General features: G+C 52.0%; 9 protein-coding genes. 3 read left to right on the top strand and 6 right to left on the bottom strand.

Going from position 1 to position 20,765, the window contains the following annotated elements; all coding sequences use genetic code 11:
* Window positions 1–1,660 precede the first annotated feature (1,660 nt).
* The 3 genes from MXE41_RS12225 to MXE41_RS12215 all read right to left on the bottom strand — a co-directional run bounded on the left by MXE41_RS12225 (window position 1,661) and on the right by MXE41_RS12215 (window position 7,536).
* On the bottom strand, window positions 1,661–2,104 hold the full coding sequence (locus MXE41_RS12225; protein ID WP_246978348.1) for a hypothetical protein: 444 nt from the start codon (window positions 2,102–2,104) through the stop codon (window positions 1,661–1,663).
* Window positions 2,105–3,972: 1,868 nt separating this feature from the next.
* Window positions 3,973–5,619 (bottom strand): glycosyltransferase, encoded by a 1,647-nt coding sequence (locus MXE41_RS12220; protein WP_247100705.1) that lies wholly within the window; start codon window positions 5,617–5,619, stop codon window positions 3,973–3,975.
* A 555-nt stretch (window positions 5,620–6,174) separates the two neighbouring features.
* On the bottom strand, window positions 6,175–7,536 hold the full coding sequence (locus MXE41_RS12215) for a metallophosphoesterase (protein ID WP_247100699.1): 1,362 nt from the start codon (window positions 7,534–7,536) through the stop codon (window positions 6,175–6,177).
* A gap of 1,839 nt (window positions 7,537–9,375) precedes the next feature.
* Here MXE41_RS12215 and MXE41_RS12210 point away from each other — a divergent pair.
* On the top strand, window positions 9,376–9,780 hold the full coding sequence (locus tag MXE41_RS12210) for a hypothetical protein (protein ID WP_246978352.1): 405 nt from the start codon (window positions 9,376–9,378) through the stop codon (window positions 9,778–9,780).
* Between the two features lie 579 nt (window positions 9,781–10,359).
* Here the strand turns inward: MXE41_RS12210 and MXE41_RS12205 are convergent.
* Window positions 10,360–10,761, bottom strand: coding sequence for a hypothetical protein (locus tag MXE41_RS12205; RefSeq protein ID WP_246978353.1), 402 nt, complete (start codon window positions 10,759–10,761; stop codon window positions 10,360–10,362).
* A gap of 935 nt (window positions 10,762–11,696) precedes the next feature.
* On the opposite strand from MXE41_RS12205, the gene MXE41_RS12200 reads away from it, so the two are divergent.
* Window positions 11,697–13,481, top strand: coding sequence for a hypothetical protein (locus tag MXE41_RS12200; RefSeq protein ID WP_247100693.1), 1,785 nt, complete (start codon window positions 11,697–11,699; stop codon window positions 13,479–13,481).
* A 363-nt stretch (window positions 13,482–13,844) separates the two neighbouring features.
* Here the strand turns inward: MXE41_RS12200 and MXE41_RS12195 are convergent, their stop codons facing one another.
* Window positions 13,845–15,854: a hypothetical protein gene (locus tag MXE41_RS12195; RefSeq protein WP_247100691.1), complete on the bottom strand. Its 2,010-nt coding sequence runs from the start codon at window positions 15,852–15,854 to the stop codon at window positions 13,845–13,847.
* Window positions 15,855–16,264: 410 nt separating this feature from the next.
* Between MXE41_RS12195 and MXE41_RS12190 the strand changes: the two genes are divergently transcribed.
* On the top strand, window positions 16,265–16,513 hold the full coding sequence (locus MXE41_RS12190) for a hypothetical protein (protein ID WP_247100690.1): 249 nt from the start codon (window positions 16,265–16,267) through the stop codon (window positions 16,511–16,513).
* 296 nt (window positions 16,514–16,809) lie between these two features.
* Here MXE41_RS12190 and MXE41_RS12185 read toward each other — a convergent pair.
* Window positions 16,810–20,765 (bottom strand): type ISP restriction/modification enzyme (locus tag MXE41_RS12185; RefSeq protein WP_247100688.1); only part of this gene is annotated, 3,956 nt, incomplete at its 5' end.

Here is a 20,765-nt window from a genome sequence, read left to right as displayed (position 1 = left end):
AGCCTCAAGCAGCTGATTAATAGAATCTTTGTTTAAAGTGACCTGAATCTGGTTTGCCATAAGGTTCCTCCGTTCAGGTCATTATACTTAAGAAATACAAATCATTTTAATTACCTACAGTTCCTAAGAGCTTATGCTTCGTAAAAGAATCTGGAAAGCACAATGCCGATGACGGGGTGTTGTGCTGTGGTGAGGTGCTGGCAGGCAGCTGTAAGGCGGTGCTGGCGGGCAGTTGTGAGGCAGTGCTGGCAGGCAGGTGTAAGCCGGTGTGGCGGGCAGATGTGGGGCTGTGTGGCAGCAGCTTTGGGGCGGGCATGCGTAATGGGGCCTCAGCCATGCTGACCGGGCACCAAAGGATAAAGAGCCTTATCAGGATATCTCTGTTATAAAAACAGCCTGGCAAGGATCTCTACCATAGCAAAGATATGAGCGTATCAAGATAGCGCGCTTTTGCCCGCAGGCAAAAGCAGCGCCTTGTTGGATGCAGCCGTATTCTTGCTGCGCAGACGTTAATCTGCGCAGTAAGAGCATTTGCGGCGATACATAGTTTGTTTAGACAAACAGTCAGTGTACCGGAGTACACCGCAGGCGTACTCAATGCAGGGTCAATGAGCAGGACCAGAACTGTCTGAAAAAACTGGTCTTGATACTAAGTCAGAAAAAAGCTTTAAGACGATGACAGCTTCAACGGGCAAGTCAGAGCCGGGCCGCATAGACGGATCAATGCTGACCATGCAGCTTAAGCTGCGCGACAATGACAGGGACATAAGGCATGGGCCCCAAGGCTCTATACCCGTATGCTGCGGACACACCTGCTTTGCAAAGCATTTTATGCAGTGCAAACATACCTCATATCAGCTGTGACAGCTGAACAGGTATTGTCAGATCAGTCTACTCCATAACCTCTGACAGGTGGATCTCTGCCATGGCAGCAGTTGCTGTCGATGAAAAGAGCTCTCTTATCTCTGTCAGGGACTGCGGACGCAGTTATCCCGTAAATTAAAGCCGGCATTTACTGCATGCCTGTCCATAAGACAGCTGTCCTTGCAGGCAGGCACATGAAAATCATGGCGCGCAGCCCGGACGGATCTGTCCTTGTTCAGGAATATAGTAAAAAACCTGCAAGGTGACCTGCAGTCAGACCTGACACCATACAGAGGGCACAGAGCATGGGCAGCGTACCTCGCATATGCACAGGCAGAATACTACAGGGTAACACCGCTTGCTCAAAGCCGTCCGCGCAATCACTGCAGCTGCCATACGCGCACTAATGCACGGGCACACTGAGGATCACTGGCGTGGGCCATGACCTTATAAGCCACAAAACAGTTTACTGTCTTGAACAGTTTTCTGTCCTTGGTAAGTTGAAGAACCAAACTATGATCACTTGTTAGCATCAATGCCAAACAAGAGAGGCAAGCCGTAAATGAGCTGATATGCAGCAACCATCTGCCACCTGATACAGGCGCACGGGCACCTGCAGGCAAAGAGCAGGACAGACCTCGGGCCATAAGCCACGGGACAGCACCTGACACAGCGCCATGGGGCAGTACGTACAGACAAAGCCTGTACGGGGCATATCAGGGCCTGAGGCCATAATATGCAAAGCTGAACATTATGCCTTAAGAGGCATTATGAACAGCAGTTACTGTTTATCAAGCTATACGGCGTAGATAGCATTAGCAAAGCGCTGCGACAGCATGAGGCCGTCAGATAAACCGTTGAGAGCTTTGAAATTATCTGGAGTTACCGGATTGGCATTCTTCAGAATAGCCCAGTCAGCGGATAAAGGCTGTTGATCTAATACTGCAAATTCTCTTATCTGCGCATTTTCAGAGTTGATAAGCTCCTCGAAAGTAACCGCTTCACCCGTTACGGTGGTTGGTGCAGCGCGGGACATATTAATACCGTCGCTGGCACTTACCTCTTCGGCACGGGCCAGGATGTTTTCCAGAGAGGAAGAGAAGGACGGACCAGAAGGCTGGTTTACGCCCAGTACACCACTGGCTGGTGAATTGGCTAAACTATCAAGCTTATTACTCTTATCCCACCAATTTTCCCTGATATCGGAAGGAGCAATTGAATGAACAATTGAGCTTGACATAGTTGTCTCCTTATAACAGGCCTTAAAAGGGAATAAGCCTGTCATAAGCTGTTTTGCACAGTACATGCCATTATGGACATATTACCTTTGCCCATGATTCATTTACGGGCAACCACCCGGCAAAAGCCCATATCCACGCTGCTTTCAAGGCAAAAATGCCCCCGCTTCCACCCCACAACAGCCATTGATTCCTCAAAACTGCAGACCAGCCTTGCCGCCTGCAGCGGCAAGCTTTTGCCGCCCCCGCAAAAAACACGGCAACAATTTGCCTCATCCTGATAAACAGGCCCTGAAAGAGCGATCCCTATCCTGTCTGCAACCTGGCAATGCCCAGCCCAGGCTGGCAGACACCTGCACACTTTCCAAAACCACATATGCAGGGCACTAAACCAGAGCACCTTGCAAGAACCCCCGGCCAGAGTGCTCAGCCAACGACCTCAGTCAGCGCCCCACCACGGACAATAGCCCAACCTCTTCAGGCACAGAAGCCCCAAAACTATCTGCGCTGCTATTTCCCCTTCCCCGCGCGCTGACCGCAAGGAATAAGTTGCGCTTAAGCAGCCTTTTGCCCCAGTCCTGCTGTCCATGCCGGCTGCCTGCTGGTTGTCCCCGCCTATGGCCCCTGCCTGTTTCCCCTGCCTGCTGCCATGCTGGTTGTCCCTTCCCCTGACCTGCCTGCTGGTCTGCCTGTTGTTCATCTCAGCTGACCCTGCTTATGCTACAGCTGCCCTGCCATGCATCGCTGCGGGCAATCTCAGTTACCCATCAAGATCAAGCCTCATCATTAATCTCGAGCTTGCAGGCGAGCACGGCCTGAGCGTACCATTGCAGGCCTGCCTGCCAGCGCAGCTGACAGAGCCTTATCCTTGCCTGCAGCAAGGATGATGCTGCACTGCGCAGCACTGACTCCATTATTAAGCCTGCCTGCATACTGTGTATATATTGCTCACTGCAGAACCACATCAGATAAGAGGCCGCCTGCTTTGATGCAGGGCCGTTACTGTGCTGCAGAGAGCTTATGAGGGCGTCATATGCTCCTCCATATGAACTCCATGCCTGTACTAATATCTGCGCACAATAAACTATATAAAAGATATTACAGAGTATTATCACTAGTGTAATATGTCGCGTCATATTACAGAGCTGGCTGCCTCGACACTAAGCATGGCTCTCTAAACTAACCATGACCCTGCCGCAGCAAGCACTGATGCTCTTCATTAACAGCTGCTTACACTTTTCAAGCTACCACGCCAGTTCAATTACATGCAGCCAGTTATCCTTGTAACCTCATCAGATAACTGCATGCTGTTAGTTTGAAGCGCATGCCGGGACGCAACTCAATCCTGGTCATGTGTCCCTGAAATTAATACTCTGTTTTATGTTTTGGTTTTTAACTGCAACTTGCCACGTATGAGCCCAATAAGTGCATGTTCAGTCTTTCCCGTTCCCGTTTTCTTTTCCCGTTCCCGTTTTCCTTTCCCTTTCCCGCCCCTTTACCTTGCTCTATCCATGCCCTTTGCCTGTCTTGCCCCTTTCTCTTGCGTTCAAACAGGCTGCTACTCCTGTCACTGACAGATATGCAGACCACGGGTCATAACCTCATTCCATCTTTAAGTGTGAGTTCATGGCCTCAAATCATGCCATGCACTATTTGTTTAATAATCAGGTAGTACCGTGACGCATTGAGCGCTGGGCTCCCACCGGCGGTGCAACTGCGTTTTTGCTGACCTGCTGGTGCGCGCCGGCTTTTGCAAGGCACCCAAAAAAAACAGGCCCCGTCATGACGTGCATGGCGGGGCCAGGTTGATCATCCTCAGGACAGCGGCTGCAGCTGCGCTGGCAGCTGCTGGTGCTGCAGGAGGATGCTGCTATTCAGACTTACTCTCGGTCTTCCTGGCAGCTGGCTTTTTGGCAGCAGTCTTCTTTGCTGCAGTACCAGTGGTCTTTTTGGCAGTAGTTTTGGCTGCTGCAGTCCTGGTGGTGCTGCGAGTTGAGGACTTTGCAGAGCTCTTTGTTGAAGTGCTGCGGCTGCGTGAGGCTGGCTTTTTGGCCGGTGCCTTTTCAGCGTTCTGAGCAGCTTCATCAGCTGCATCAATAGCCTCGTCCTTAGTGGCTGGGTCAACGGCTGGGGCCGGGTCGCTTTCATTGGCGGCAGCCGGAGCGTTGGCAGCGGCTTCCTTAACTGAAGATGGCTTTGGAGCCTCAGCAGCCGGCTCGGACTGGTCACCGTCAATGACCATGCCCTGACCTACATAGTAGGCCTTGCGCTTGCGCATGGTGGCATCAGAGAAGAAACAGGACTTCTCAAGAGGCTTCTTTTGAGCACGGCCCTGCTCAAGCAGTGGCTGAAGGTAAACCATGAGATTGTCTACGCTGGCATCAAGAGAGTTGGCAGCGGCAGCCTTCTGGCAGCGCTCAGTCCAGTCCTCCTGGAGCATATTCTCAAGGGCTTCAACCCATGGAGCAACTTCCTCTTCAGTTGGAACGCAGGAGTAGTCCCTCTGGGTGCACTCAGGGGCGTCAAGCAGAACACCGCCCTCACGTACGGCCTCAGGCAGACCGCCGCTCTTTGAGGCGATAACAGGGATGTTGTTGAAGTTGGCTTCGGTAGCTACGCAGCCCCAGGCCTCGTGCCATACTGAAGGGGCCAGCAGAACGCGGGTAGCCTTGTAAACGAGGCGTACGTCATCAGTATGCTCGGCCACATCAACATTGGTAAGCATGGTCTGACCAGGCTGGAAGTATGGAGTGCCGTCGGCATTGTGCAGGCCGGAGAGAATACGGTTGTAATCACCTACGCTCTTGACGGCCAGGAAGCGAATCTCAGGATGCTTGCGGGCAAAGACCTCGGAAATCTTTACGAAAATTGCCAGGCCCTTTTCAGGGGTAGGATTGATAAAGGTTACGTACTTGGCAGTCTCAGGGGTACGGTCCAGAGCCACTACCTTGTTAACATCGATAAACTGACCGGTGGCCTTGATGTCGATATCATCAGACTCACGGTACATGGCAGCAGTGGCCTGAGACGGAGTAAAGACCAGATCGCAGTCAGCAAAGCCAAAGGAGCGGTGCAGACCGTTGCACAGAGCATAAACTACAGGAATGCCACGGGTATGGGCCTCATGACGCAGGTAAGCCGAGAAAATGTCACCTGAGTAGCCCATGAGCACGTCTGGCTGGAACTTCTCAAGGAACTGAACAAAGAGATCGAAGATCTTGCCCTGATCAGCGCCGGTAACATCATTGCAGATACGGCCCTGAGTCTTGACAATTACGTACTCGACATTGTTGTCGGTGAACTGCAGATAAGGGGATTTTGGGTCGTGGTTGACCTGAGCACCAATACGGTTGAAGATTTCCAGTCCACGAGGATCGTCAGCAACCAGGGCATTCAGCACCTTTACCTGGATGCCACGGGCAGCCAGAGCTTCCAGCAAAATCTTATTGTGGATGGCAGCACCGTTGCTGTTGTCATGTAAGGCGGGCATTGAATACCACAGAATCTTATAGGACATAGGTTCCTCGCTGAAGGGAAAACTTTAAGAGCGAACTCTTAAAATCCAGTATTTTGGTTAAAGATTATTCCTGCCTTGCAGTTGTGGTCACCGCAGGCTCCTCAATGCGTCCTGTAGAACAAAAACCAGGACAGCAGGCCATACCTGACTCACAGTCTTCAGGTCGGGCTCTGACAGTAAAATATCTATTTTACCTTTTTTTGCAGTCAAGTAAAAATTACTGCTCCGACCTGCCACTGCATGCATCATACCATGCCCTGCCAGATCGCTCTCAGGAGCAGCTCAGGCACACCTGCCCCTGTCACATCCCGGTTTCTGGCCTGGGCACAGGGCTTAGAGTGCAGCTCAGGCACGCATGGACCTGCCATGTCCCGGTTTCTGGCCTGGGCACCGGGCTCAGGTGCATGCTGCAGAAGCAAAAAAGCACCTGTTACAGGTGCTTTTGTATGCTTTTGTGTGCTCTTGCCTTGGACACGTGCCTGGTATGGTCCCCAGCTCAGGCCATGTCCCTGAGGCCGCCTGCGGCCTCAGGAGCATAAGCGGAGGCCGGGCTTATCAGAGTGCTCTTTTGAGGGTAAAACGGGTGATTTCAGCCGGGACCAGTATGCGGCAGGAGAAGCCTGACCAGATGCCAGTGCCATTGCTCACATACAGATGAGTTCGGCTGTCGAGCTTGTACATGCCGGAAACATAACCGGCATTGTAACGGGCAATCAGCGGCTTCAGGAAGAACATGGTGCCGCCATGGGTATGGCCGGTCAGTACCAGGTCGGCGTTGAGATCTTCTTTTTGTGCAATCTTTGGCTGATGGGCCAGCAGCACGGTCGCATGAGCACGGTTGCTGATGAAGTGGTCTCTGTCATCTGACGGACTGTCATGAGCGGTACCGGCACTGTTGGAGATGTTGATAAAGCTGATGGCGCCGCTCTTTGTCTCTGCAGCCTTGTCTTCAACTGTAATCTGGCCACTGCTGTTGGCGTCGATAGTCTCTACCTGACGGCTGATTTCCAGAGGGCGGGCTGTCGGGGCATCAATGGCAGTGGAGCTGCCAGTGGTGTATTCAATGATATTGGCATAGGCCTTTTCAATATCAGGCTGCTCGGCTCCTGTCTGTACACCGCGCGGGTCAGGAACACCGGCCACACGCAGATTGACATTGCCCGCACGCAGCAGCACGGACTCATTGTTAAGGAACTTAATGCCCAGCTTTTCCCAGGTCTTAACCCAGGAGTTGGCGCCTGAATAGTACTCGTGATTGCCTGTTACAGCCAGTACGCCATGACGGGCCCTGAGGCCGGCAAAAGGAGTGAACTCGTCCTTGAGGCGGCCTACGGCACCATCGACCAGATCACCTGTGATTACAACCAGATCAGGGTCAAGGGAATTGGTGCGCTCCACCACGCCGCTTAAAAAGTCCTTCCTGAGCACAGGGCCGATATGCAGATCGGTAAGCTGGACAATCTGATAGCCATCGAGCTCAGCAGGCAGACCTGAGATATAAACGGTCTCTTCTTTGACCTGAGGAACATTAAACTGTGAGAGGGTACCTAAAAAGCCCACTGACAGACTGATAATGGCAATTACCAGGCTGATACGGCCATGACGCAGCGTACCTCCCTTGATGTACTGCAGGCTTATGGCAATCCAGCGAAAGAGCAGCACAATATCCTTGGCAATAGCCAGCAGCACGCCAATCATCAGAGATGCATACAAAGACTCATGGATCACAATGGAGCCAGGTCTCATCTGAGGCTCAAGAATACCGCCTGTGTAGCTGTAGATAAGATACTTAAGACCGCAGAAAGCCACTGCAGCGCCCAGCAGCAGGCGTAAAGGCCAGCGGATTTTGATCGGCAGGACCAGCGACACCAGGGCATAGGCTATGAAAACAAAGGATGAAATATGCAGGGCATACATGGCGGGTGTAAATCCTCAGCAGGCAAAATATCACTTGAGCATCACTGCAGCTCTCAGGCCCCGGGCACAGCTGCCCTGCCAGGTCTGGTTGTGCCAGGCACAGTCCCTCCCGGCATGGGGCTTAAGTCAGCCCCGGCAGGCGCACTGGCATAGCAGCCGCCTAATGGGCAGTACCTGACAGACCGGCATGCAGAACAGCAGGCTCATGCTGACGGACCTGAGCAGCGCCGGAGCGGGCAGGTCTGAGCTGGCCGGGGCGGGCAGGCCTGGGGACAGGACGGCCGGCTTATGCTGACAGGACGGAGCGAGGTGGAGCAGGCTGGCCTGAATACAGTGAAGCTTAACCATGCAATTATATGCCCAAAGCCCCGGACGTCCACGGCTGAGCCCAATACTAATTTGCAGCCCCTGCTCAGTGCCGCCCCTTACAGCAAGTCCCATCACTTTTCGTAACTGCACACTACTGCACCATAAAGCCCTTAAGTTTGCAGCCCTGATTTATGGAAAGTATGGCCTTGCTCACTGCTGCCCCTTTATGAAGAGCTATGCAGGACGCTGACCTTTGCTGCAGCCCGGCTCAGAGCATCGCTGCATGCCCGCACTTGCCCAGGACTGTCTTGCAGCTGCTGGCCTTACGGTCATCTTGCTGAGCGCAGCTGCAGCAGCTGAGGCGCCGGCTGCAGTACCAGCGGTGACTGCGGCTGCGGCCGCCGCTGTGGCCGCCGCTGCGGCTGCGGCACCTGCAGAGTACCTGGCCCTGACGGGCTGGCCTGCAATCGTATGAGTTCACGGTCAGGGCCGGTAAAAGCCGCTTGCCAGGGTGACTGCCAGGGGAGCTGCCAGGCCATTTACCGATGCGGAGGCTGTGCATTGAAGGACAGGCTGTGGCTTGCAGATGACCTGCGGCAGCGGATCTTGCTGCGTAAATTTAGCAGCTGGTAGCGGGAATTTACCTGGTATTGTCCAGTGAGTACTGTTAACTGCAGATATTTCGAAATCATTGCCTTTTGATCAATACACATACTTAAAAATGTAGCATTGTATGTATCAATAATGATATTTTGCATCACTTCTAAGTCAGACCTGCACATACTGTGCTCTAATAGGCGCACAGCTATGATTATCAGTATCAAGGAGCAGCATCTGCAGACCGGAAATATGGCATTTTTTCAGTACCTGCTCCGGTAACAGATGCCACTGTCTGCCCTCTGCAAGGCAAGCACACAGCTTTGCTCTGTCCCCGGCAGACTGCATAATCTGTTTTTCTCCCGGCAACGCTCAACACCTCAACTCATGTATCTGACTGCCTCAAAGGGCGTACAGAACATGATCTGCAGGTTGCCGTCCTGCCGGCATATCAGTGACCACATTATCAGCCCCTCGGCCCAGGTGCAGTCTACAGGCACTGTCCGTTGCGGCAAGTCCCAGTGTAAAAGCGCAGCCACCTGACAGAACAAATACTGTCTTATCAATAAGAGCGGCGCAGCCATGCCGTCAGCATGGTGAGGGCATCAGGTACTGCTGATATCAGATATTGATCCCTGGAGTATGAGTTGGTGCCCGGCTCACTGTGAGCACGAGGCTCAGGATGACAGTTCTTTTGCGCCCCGCAAGGTCTTACCCTGGTGCCTTGCCGTCAGGTATTTCCATCAGGTCTTACCCTGGTGCCTTGCCGTCAGGTATTTCCATCAGGTCAGATCCTGCTGCGTGGCCATGCAGTCATAAAGTAAAGAAAAGCCCATAGTCCATGATCACAGGCCCCTGTCTTATTGAGGCCTCCCCTGCTGATTGATCACTGCTGGATATTTCTTTGTCTTTGCCTGATTGAGGATTAATACTGTGCTCAAATCCATTCGTACCGCCCTTACTGCTCTGGCAGTTCTGACCCTTTCTGTTTTCCTGACCGCCTGTGGCAATGACCCTCAGAGCCGTCTTACCAGCTTCCTTGAGGCCTTACAGAAGCATAGTCTGAATGACATGATGGAATACGTGGACACCAGCACCATGACCCGCGACCAGGTAAATCTGGTCATGCATCAGTTTGAGGCCACTATCCGCCAGATGCGCGATAACAACCGTGGCATTGCCCCGGACAGCGACCTGGAAATGCAGACTGTTGCCTCAACCTCCAACACTGCCTCCGTACGCGTAACCTACCGTCTGATTAGTGGCGGCACCGAGGTTAAGACCTACTCCATGCGCCTTGTCAACGACGACTGGTACGTAGTGCCAATGGGCTATTAATAAACGGCCAGATAAACCCTGCACCTTTATTACTGACAGGGGCAAGACCAGAAGACCGGGGGCTGCATTTGCAGCCCTCTGTCATTTTCACCCTTCACAGCGCCCGCCCCGCCCCCAATACCACCCGCCAGCGGCCCTTGCAGCTGCATAAGTCCCCATTCCCGGCCTGCATCAAATACGCTGCAGGCCCCCGCAAACCAGCCCCTTCCTGCACATCCGTCCTTCGTGCCCGGCAGCTCATGCTTTGCCCAACAGCCAGGTTCATTATGCTGCTGCCTGACAACCTGCCCGCCTGCCTGCCATGGCCATGTCCCCTGATCCACTGTGAGGGTGCAGGCCTCTGTCAGGCTCTGGCCACCAGCATGTTCTCAACCTTGCCCTGTCTGAGAGCCCCTTTACTCTGCGAACAGACCCAGGATACTTACAGCCGGTGGCGCCTCAGCCAGCTCTCCTCAGCTGGGGGACAAAGCTGGAGGCCTCAGCAGCGCCGTATATGCTGGCGGCCGCTGCGGTGCTGCTCATGATGGGCAGATTGCGGGCAAAAGAAAGGGCAGCCTGAGCTGCCCGGGAAATGTCTAATCACAACGCACTGCGCTTATGCTGGTGCATAAGCATGGCCTTATCAAGAACTCTCTCGAACTCTTCAAGGCTCGCTACCTTATCGACGATATTAAACAGAGGAAATACCGGATCCATGGTCTTGATGGACATAAGCTTCTCGCCAATACCTGTCGGTACGGCGCAAAAACGCACATTGAGAGTATTGCTGATGTAATTTACGGCATCAGCAAGCGCGGTACTGGTGGTGTCAGCACGGGCCCCCATTTCATCAGCCTTGCGCTGCAGCTCATCGGCACGTCTGTCAATATCATCAGCACGGAGACGGAACTCCCTTGCCTGGGCCCTGAGCTTTCCGGCCTCTGCCAGAAGCTCATCACGAATTCTTGCATAGCGATCTGAAGACTTTTCCTTAGTAGTCATAACACTACACCCCTTTGTTTTGATTGCGAGCAAATACTCCTGACACTCATCTGACCTTAACCTAAAAAGGTCGTGATGATAATCTGAATCATATTCCTGTCCAGGCAAAGCAACAAGCTGCACAGATCCCATTTTTCAGCCATTGCTGTCTCATCACTGTAAAAATCCGTGCAGCCCACCTGTGCCTTTCCCTTGTAAATCAGCTTTTACTGACCCGCTGCAAAAACCGCTACCTCTCGGATTCTGCCCCGTTTACCACGCTCAGGACCACATAAATAGCCCCTCCCATGACCCCATAGCAAAGAATTTCCCACTGCCTGACATAATTTACGCATGTACACTGCGTTGCCCTAAAAAACGCCCCTGAGCGCAGTCATTCCTGAGGACAGTCCTTTACCTGGTGGCTCTGCCCTTAATCACCTTGAGCCGTAAGTGCAGCGCCGCTCACCGGAGATCCTCCAAAGCCCCAGCATGCTCCGGCCACTTACCCATACCATGTGACCGACTGGTTGTCCATGCCTGCAGCCCCTGCGGGCCGTCAGCTGGCTGCCATTGCTGGACGCGCCTGGCAGCTCCCTAAGAGTGTCAGCTGGCTGAAGTTGCTGCCAGCACCTGTCAGCACCTGACGGATGTCAGAGGGCTGCCTGGTCGCAGTCTGCTACTGTCAGCCGGCCGCCTGTTCCTTGTCTGTATCCTCTGGTCATTTCCCTGACCGCATCACTTCACATTATGGATAACATTGCCTGTACGCAGGCTGTTTTAAGGCTAAAATCGAATTTGTTTTAACTGCGGGCACTTTTCCTGCAGATAAGCTTATGCTGACAGCTTAAGTGCCGGAAAATCAGCATCATTTGCGGCCCCGCTCAGGACTGTCCTGGCTCCGTATTATCAAAACTGTACTTTTTTCTCTGCAGAAGGCGACCCCAGCTATGGCTATGAGTCCTTATTATGTCCAGTATCTGTTAACACAGGGCGATCTGTTCAGCCGCATTCTCAGCTTCAATGCTGACTTTTCGGCCCGTCAGTCATCACTGCGTGCGGCTAAGGGAAATGATGACATCAAAGACAGCCTTTACCATGTTCATCCGGAGCTGGCCCGTTTTCATGAGAAGAACAATATCTCTTACTACTTTGAAAACAGTGTCGACCGCCTCTGCCTTATCCGTCAGGAAGAGCTTGAAACCCTGCTTGTCTATCTTGGCGCCTGTATCAGCTCCAGCCAGCTGGCCAGCCTGACCCGTCAGGAGGACAAGGATACAGTCTATGAGAGCATAGGCCGTGATACTTATGAGTTTGCCCTTGATTATGGCTATCTCATCAAGAATCTGGACTTTATGATTAACATTGACGGCATTAAGCAGGACTGCATCTACCTTGGTCTGTGCGCCATCAAATGTCTGCGCCCGCTCTTCTCCCGCCAGGACCTTGCCGAGTACTTCATAGACTTTCTGATTACCTACGCCCGCTCCCACGATCTCGACCCTAACATCATTACCTCCGAGACCCACGTACTGAGCGTTGTGTACAATACCGCTGCCCTGCATCAGGTACCATCAGCCGAGGTCATGAACAACCCGGTACAGTACACCCCTGTAGATAATCATCCCCGCCTTGCCAAAGGTCTTAGCGACCTCATCGAGCAGGCCCAGATTGACGAACTTGCTGCAGTAGCCGCTGCCACTGCTCCGGCAGTTGAGGCTGCCAGGGCCGCCTCAGCCCAGGCAGCTGACAATTCCGTCTCAGCATCAGGCAGCTCCGCCAGCTCCGCAGCTCCGCCAGAGGCTGCCCAGCCAGCAGCTCAGGCTGATGCCGGCAATGAAGCAGCTACAGGCACCGGACAGGAGGCACCAGCCGCCCCTGAGGGCGCAGCAGCCACTGCCGACGCTGCCGCTTCCGCTCCGGCACAGGCCGCCCAGTCAACTGACAGTGCCACCAGTGATCAGTCTGCACAGCCTGCCCAGCAGGCCAGTGGCCAGACTGACGCTAAAGACGCACCGGCACAAGACGCCCAGCCAGAGAACAATGCCGCTCAGAGCTCCGCACCAGCCAATGCACCAGAAGCTGCAGCTGCCCCTGCTGCGCAAGGCGCTGAGGGCGAGACCAGTAACAAGGATGATCAGGCCCCTGCTACCGCTCCTGCAGATGCCGCTCCAGCTGACAGAGCACCTGCCGACGGCGCAGCTGCTCAGCCTGAAGACAAGGCAGCTGAAGATGGAGCCGCTGCAGCTGACGGACAGAACGCAGCTGACAACAGTGCCGCCCCTGCCCAGGGCGAAAATGCAGCCTCAGCTGAAGCTGCCAGCACGCAGTCTCAGGCAACCGCTCCTGCAGCTGACAGTGCCGCATCAGCAGCCGCCCCGGCGGCATCAGGCAGTGCTGCTGCTCAGGCTCCTGCAGACAGCTATATTGAGACAGTCCCTGACAAATATGATGATGTGCCTGAAGGTGTAGGCTCCCCTCTGCCACCTACTTATGAAAGCGCCGCTCTGTACGGTGGTCTTAACTCTAAGGACAAGCGCATGTTCCGCGCCGCCTCTCACAAGCAGAGAACAGCCCTCCTTGAGCTTGAGCAGGCAGATACCCAGGAAAAGGAAATTCAGACCCTCGAGCAGGAGAAACTCATCACCCTCGAGTTCAACGAGCACCAGGTCTACAAGCTGACCCACCTTATCCTGTGCAGCCAGATCAGCGACAACTGGTACGAGTACCTGCAGGAATAAGCAGGCTTCACAGCTGACAGATAAAGCGAGGCCCGTCATATCACTATGACGGGCCTCTTGCATATCCGTACTGTAAAACACAGGGCCATTCAGCTCCAGCGGCCCAGCCCTGTGGCAGGCCCTGCCATTGTGCAGCTCAGACCTGAGCAGCCGGGCTCGAGCAGAGCACAAATTCCCCCTGAGCCCCGGCCCTGCAAGTACCAGGAACCATTGCATTACCTGCCAGTGTAAGTCTGTAGTTCCCTGGGCCAGGTATAAGGCATAGACAGGTACAGGTCGCTTTCCAACACGCTTTTGCTTCCTGCACCATGCGCAAAGCTCCGGCATGTCATCCAGCGTCCTCTTTATAAAACCAGGGATAAACTAATCCTCTGTCTTAACAGTCTTTCTGGTCCTTGTGCCCGTTGTCTTTGCTTTTCTGGCCGCAGCCTTTGGCTTGACGGCATCCTTGTTGTCCTTGCCATCAGTACCATCAGACTCAAGCTCTGTGGCGGCATCAGGCTTAACAGTCTTTCTGGTCCTGGTGCCCGATGCCTTTGCTCTTTTGGCCGGAGCCTTTGGCTTGACGGCATCCTTGTTGTCCTTGCCCTCAGTACCATCAGACTCAAGCTCTGCGGCGACCTCAGGCTTGGCAGTCTTTCTGGTCCTGGAGCTAGATGCTGGTGCTTTTCGGGCCTGAGCCTTTGGCTTGACCGCATCCTTGTTGTCCTTGCCCTCAGCACCGTCGGACTCAAGCTCTGCGGCAGCATCAGGCTTAACAGTCTTTCTGGTCCTGGAGCTCGATGCTGGTGCTTTTCGGGCCGGAGCCTTTGGCTTGACCGCCCCATTATCGTCAGAACTGTACAACTTAATATGCCTGTGGTCTGCCAGGATTGCCATCAACGCACCAACTTTTTCAATCATCTCGTCTGTTACCTTCATACGCTTAAGGTAAAGCAGTACATTTTTTGACGGAGCAGGATAAATAACAGGCTTTTCACCATTTCTGCCGGGAAGAATCCTGTGTACCATCAGCATTTTGATCAAAGGCCATACCGGACAGTCAGTTAATCCTGAGGTGGTTGCAATCATGTCGCGAAAAAAATGTGTAATCAGAAGGCAAAACACTCTGGCATTGACGGTAGCCGCATCATTACCTGCACTCAGACGGCTTAGAAGGTTTTGCACCCCATGACCGAAGAGTGCCTCACTGAAAATCTTATAATGACAGGATCTGAAGTAATCATCTTCAGGATCGTCACAATCGCAATCGGACGAGACTACAGCTCTGTAGCAGTGCTCCATTAGCTGCTTTCTCAGAAATTGAGTATCAGCTTCGACATTAACCATACGTCCATTACGACAGACAGGATTTATGTAGTCGGCCAGATCAGGGTTAACAGCAGGATTTTGTATGCCACATTTAATTGCTGACAATAAATTATCCAACTCATCGTTGACCGCATCTATGGTATCGGCAATATCCTGAGCATCACTGTCATAGTTGAAGTACAGGGTAGCAGAAAGCTCATCCATGTCATCATACAGTCTGCAAGGCTCGGTAAAAGCAGAAAGATCTTCGTCAAAATCCATGGAACCGCTGCACTCTGCAGGATCGACAGCGTAGTTGGCCATGAGCTTTCTGGTGATTTCATGGTCACTGGTAAGAAGCTTCACCCAGTGTATGGAATGCTGATCCAGGATGCTTATCAGCCCCTTGCTGTTAATACCAGGGCCAATACTGGCTCCATCCACCTTCAGTTTTAAGCTGTTAAGAAAGCTTATTAATGACTCAACTGCCTCTTCGTCTGTGGTGTCGCCGGTTTTTACTGACCAGTAAAAGGGCAAAAGTGTCTGTGACTGCACAGCCACGATAATGTAGTCTGAATACCTGTCTGCCTCTGAGCTGGACTTGCTGCATCTGCCACCGCAAGAGCCATCTTTTACATGGGAGCTGAAATCGCTGACGTCCCCCGTACCGGGCAGGAATAAAATCCACATTTTTCTATTTTTAGTAAGCCTCCTGGTGGTAGCAGCCCACAGCTTTTTAAACTCTTCAAACTGATCATCACCAGTTGAAGTTAAGAGCTGCGAAAACCAGGCAGCATCATGATGGCTTTTTAGAAAAACAGCACTGAGCTTTGAATAATTGGCAAGCAGCTCAGGATCATCCCCCATCTGACTCAGGCCGAACATGGCAATATCAAAGAAAGCGTCGGCTTTTTCCTTACCAAATGCTTCCCGTGCACAGGCCATCAGGCCTGAGTTATTGGCTATTTTCATCAGCACCGCAAAAAGACCTGCGGATAAAGCACAGTTACCCAGGTCCTCAAAGCCATAATGCTCAACCCACAGGTCTGGATGACGGATACGGAAGTTATCATTAGGATACATCTTGCAATCTGGCAGCATCTCACCAATTACATAGTTCCCGTAACAGTATGGAGCCCTTTCGCCCTGTTGAACAGACACCTCTTTTGTGATGCAGTTACCAAACGCAAAGTCAGGAATATCAATGGGATGCAGTTTGCTGCCGGTTTTACTCATAAATTCCCCCCAGGCACTTATTTCAGGGCATTGAAACATCCCTGCAGTAATCAACTTGATGAGACTTTAAAAGATATCGGTTAAAGTCGGCTTAAATATGCCATGTTTATCCGATTTTAAGCCAGACTCGGGTCATTTGGAACAACAAAATCCTGCAACATTGTCAGACAGCCCCATGATCAGAGAATACTGTTGTGGTTAATACCGGCAGCAAGCGCCCAGGGCGCTGCCCTGTGCGCTAACGTCTCAGCTACAGGATGACAGCCAATGGTAACCCAGGGCGACGAAAGGGCAAAATCACAGGATGCATAATCGATAACGCCTGCGCTGCCAAAGAAGACCTGACTGTCACTGTCTCTGTCGACGGCTTCAGGAACCTGCCTGCAGGCGTACGCTCCCCGGATATTCTGGTAAAGCTGGGCCTTGCCACCGCCACAAAAGACTCCTCTGCCGCCACCAAAACCGGCACATCAAGGCGGCGCAAAACAACATCGCCAGAGGCTTAATATGTAATGAGCTTGCAGGCGTTAAGGCGGACCTGCACTGGAAATCAGGGGCATAAAACAAAGAACTAAAACTTAATACATAATGATTTATAAAGTACTAACAAATGATTTCAATAATATGCGAACACTCTATGTATCGTTATGTAAAGTATTTACCTGCATTGATGCATAATAAATTGAGGCCCGTCATATCACTATGACGGGCCTCGTTATTTATAACAACTAAATGTTTTAGAACGCATCCAAAGCACTTAGATCAGAGTCATGCAGTATAGTTCAGTTCGATTAACCTGATGTTACTGATCAAGTTTATGAATGGTCAGCTTTGGCAGAGCCCTGACTGTCTTGACTGTCTCCAGAGAGACAGTGATGACACGCAGAATGAGCTTGAGAATGTACTGCTCATCGCCTACCGAGGCTGCATAATCGTTGAAGTCGTTAATGATGCCGCTGTCCTTGTCAACCTTGACGCAGCAGCGGTCCAATACCCAGTCAAGGGCAGACTTCTTGTTGACCACATACTCCTGAACCTCCAGCGGAATTTTGCTGATGGTGATGGAGTTGTTGTAAACAATCATGCTGCGGTCCTTGCCCTCATCACCAGTCTTGCCTTTTACCTTGCCATAGGCCATCTTGTTGACCCTGAAGTCCCCACTGCCAATACCAGTAAGTTCACAGCCTTTATATGGCTCAACTGACTCGTAGTTGACGTGCAGATCAGCAAGCTTACGGCCTGCCTGCTCAAAGGCTGAGAAATCCTCCCATGTAGCCACACGCGGAATACGTGGCAGCTCCTTCATCAGGTTATTGGCATAGGTAGTACGGTAGTCCTCACTGTGCAGAATGCCGTAGATGTAGTAGAACACCGCGTCAGCATCAATCTCAGAGGCGTGTTCAGGGTAAGCATCCCTGAAGTGCTCAATTGCCTCAGCATTGATGCCATCAGTACGCACATAACCATGCTCATCAGCATCACGACCTGCAATCTCGCCTATGAGCCCGCCCTCAGGAGCTCTGGTGTAGACATAGCGTGGAAGGCACTGGCCCTTCTCGACCATATCCAGACAAGGTATCTGATCAACCATCAAACAGCTGAACTCCCTGGCTCCTACACCAGCAACGCTGATTGCAAGGTTCTCTGCGCCATTGTATGGGAATAATTTTGGCTGAGAAGACTCTCGGTGTATCCACAACTTGTCCCAATATACGAACTGCTTAAAGAATGGGCGATAGACAGCTAACTTGATATTATCCTCAGAGTATGGGCTGCTCTTGACCTTTTGTTCCAGTTTGCTTTCCAAGCTGGAGCTCCACTTGATTTGTTTTGCATCAAAAATTTGGACAAAGTTTTCAGCATCTTTGCTAAAACTATCAACCTGACTGTTATAGAAGTTGATACACGTTTCAAAGTTTGACTCAAGTTGCTCTTTTCCTGATTGAAAAGACCAAGCGTCGCGGTTTGTGTTGACGCCAAGGCTAATGGTTCTAAAAACACTCAGACCATTTGTGTTCTTGCCATCAACAGTAATAAACTTGCCAAAATCATCCCGCCTCTGATTAAACCAGTCGTTGTGCTCATCCGGAACAATCTCTGAAAGTTCAGCATTAACTACTGACTTAGTGGAGGCCAGCTGCAGCAGCTTTTCCTCACGGGACATGTAGTCATCAACACAGGCAAAGTGAATGCGACCACTCTCCTGTGATGCAGGGTTCTTAACAAGAATGGTTATGGCGATAGGTGCACGGCTGCCGGCGCCGAAAATCTTTCCACCTTCCTTTCTTGACTGCTCGCCAGAGGTACGCTGATTGCCTTTAAGATGGTAAATGTAAATGGAGCTGAATTCCTGCTGCAGGCACTTGCGCATGCCGTTGGCTGCTGATGCATCCATCCATCCGGCATTGGTTACAAAAGCCACAATGCCCTGATCCCCTATGCGGTCGGAGGCCCATCGGAATGCCTTGATGTAGCTGTCATACATGCTCTTGGAGCTTGAGACTTTACCGCCTTCTTTTACGTATGTCTCCTGAATGCGGGTATCTACACCTTGCTTTCCAAGGTAACGCTCATTCTGATTGTCGTCATTGGCGCTGGCCTGACCAATAGAGTAAGGAGGGTTGCCGATGATGACTCGGATAGGCAGCTTGTCCACCTGCTGGCGACGGGCTGTGTTCTGGGCAATAGTGTTGGCCAGCAGCGGGTTTATCTGCTCATCGTGCAGGGCAAAGGTGTCGGTCAGGACGGTGATGTTGTTTGGCTGGTATGGCATGCCCTCCAACAGGTCATGGAAGACTGACTCCATGTTGATGGAGGCTACATAGTAGGCCAGTGGCATGAGCTCAAAGGCATGCAGGTCATGGTAATACTTGTTGGCCAGGGCATTACGCGGAATAATGTCTTCGGACTGCATAAGACGGGTTATGAAGGTACCGGTTCCAGTGAACGGATCAAGGACGTGTACGCCGTCGTTGGCCAGGGTCTGGTTGAACTCCTTTTTGAGGATGTCATTGACTGAGTGGTTGATGAAATCAACCACCTCAACAGGGGTGTATACAATGCCCAGCTTTTCCTGCTGCTTAGGGAAAGCTACCTTGAAGAAACGGTCAAAGAGGTCTACTACCACCGACTGACGCTCAGCCAGAGTCCTGACATTCTGCATACGGAACTCAAGTCCGTCATAGAAGTTCTTAAGTTCAACACTGGCGTCCTGCAGCCCCTTGCTGTCCAGCCTCATAAGCATTTCTGACAGAGCTCGGGCAACTGGATTGTGTTCAGCAAAAGGATAGCCCGGGAAGAGCTTGTCCAGAATTGGCTTGATGACCACATGCTGCGCCAGCATATCGATGACTTCATCAGCATCCAGTACATTAGCCTCTTCCTCACTGACAGCCTTGCCATTGATGGATGACGACAGGTGTATACGGAAGTCTTCAAACTCCTTGCGTACGGCGGCATTGGACGAGTCATTGAGGGTGTTGTTGATGATTTCAACCTGCTTCTTGCAGATCTCTGCTACATCATCGGCCCAGTCCTCCCACTCTCGGCGGTTACCGAGCTTGCGGACAATAGACGACTTGATACGCTGCTCAAGCTCAATGAGCTCAAGCAGGACTGGAGTTGGCTCTGGTCCCGTCCCTGGATCTACGCCAGGTCCAGGAACTTTAATATTGTTTGACTTGGTCTTTTCAACCAGGGCCTTGTCGTCAATGCAGACGACTTCGATGCGTTCGTCTATCTTTTCGAGGTTGCCATCTACGATCACATGGTTAGGGTTGATGGCCTTGAGGGCGCGCAGTACCTGCCAGACAACAGCGAACTGGTCTGTACGGTTGATAACGGACTCAATTTCCTCGTCTGCGCTGGCCACAACAGGAATAATTACGTAACCGCGCTTCTTGCCCGGAGCACGACGCATGACACGGCCTACGGTCTGAACCACATCTACCTGAGACTTTCGTGGTGACAGGAAGATTACGGCATCAAGTGCTGGAACATCTACACCCTCGCTCAGGCAGCGTACATTGAAGAGAATCTTGCAGTGCTCATTCTCCGGTTCTTCACGCAGCCACTGCAGCAATGCACCTTTCTCCAGAGCATTCATAGAGCCGTCAATATGTCTGCAGTCACAGTGCAGATCATGGCTCATGATGTATTTGTATTCGCTGTTGGCTACCGGATCCTCAGGCTTTGGCCCTTCCTTGATAACATGATTTCGATATTCGTTGACTACAGTCTCAAAGGTGTCAGTAAAAGCTTTTGATGAGACCTTGTCGAGCTTCTTATCCGGATTGATAACCTGAGCAAAGCCTACAGCGCGACGCATAGGCAGGTGGTCACCGACCAGCTGATCTGAGGTGCCGTACTTGTTTAGAGCTTTCCATGCACCAACAATACGGGCAGCATTGTTGTCCGAAAGATGGCTCATGCTTTCTGCTGTACGGGCAAAACGGGAGTCAGCCACCAGAATTACTACTTTGTAATCCACCAGGCAGCCCAGACTGACAGCTTTATCAAAGTTTAGAGAGTGCAACACCGGTCCAAAGACATCTACATCGTCCATGGAATACAGCACAGCCTCACCTGTCTCCTTCTGCTTCTTGGCAGCCTCACCGTAGATCTTTGGGGTAGCTGTCATGTACAGGCGCTTTTTGGCATGCACGTAATCATTATTATGGATACGTGTAAAGACAGCCTCCTCTTCATCAATGAAGTCCAGCTTTGACTTACGAGACTTGCTCTTGACAGGCTTGTCAC

This window comes from Anaerobiospirillum sp. NML120449 (genome assembly GCF_023051105.1).
Taxonomy (GTDB): domain Bacteria; phylum Pseudomonadota; class Gammaproteobacteria; order Enterobacterales; family Succinivibrionaceae; genus Anaerobiospirillum.
Note: the sequence above shows the minus strand (reverse complement) of the source record. Positions and strands in the feature narration are given on the sequence as shown.

Excerpts from the sequence above, each read along its gene's own strand:
- MXE41_RS12225 (WP_246978348.1), bottom strand. The coding sequence starts at position 2,104 with ATGTCAAGCTCAATTGTTCATTCAATTGCTCCTTCCGATATCAGGGAA.
- MXE41_RS12220 (WP_247100705.1), bottom strand. The coding sequence starts at position 5,619 with ATGTCCTATAAGATTCTGTGGTATTCAATGCCCGCCTTACATGACAAC.
- MXE41_RS12215 (WP_247100699.1), bottom strand. The coding sequence starts at position 7,536 with ATGTATGCCCTGCATATTTCATCCTTTGTTTTCATAGCCTATGCCCTG.
- MXE41_RS12195 (WP_247100691.1), bottom strand. The coding sequence starts at position 15,854 with ATGTATCCTAATGATAACTTCCGTATCCGTCATCCAGACCTGTGGGTT.
- MXE41_RS12200 (WP_247100693.1), top strand. The coding sequence starts at position 11,697 with ATGAGTCCTTATTATGTCCAGTATCTGTTAACACAGGGCGATCTGTTC.
- MXE41_RS12205 (WP_246978353.1), bottom strand. The coding sequence starts at position 10,761 with ATGACTACTAAGGAAAAGTCTTCAGATCGCTATGCAAGAATTCGTGAT.
- MXE41_RS12190 (WP_247100690.1), top strand. The coding sequence starts at position 16,265 with ATGACAGCCAATGGTAACCCAGGGCGACGAAAGGGCAAAATCACAGGA.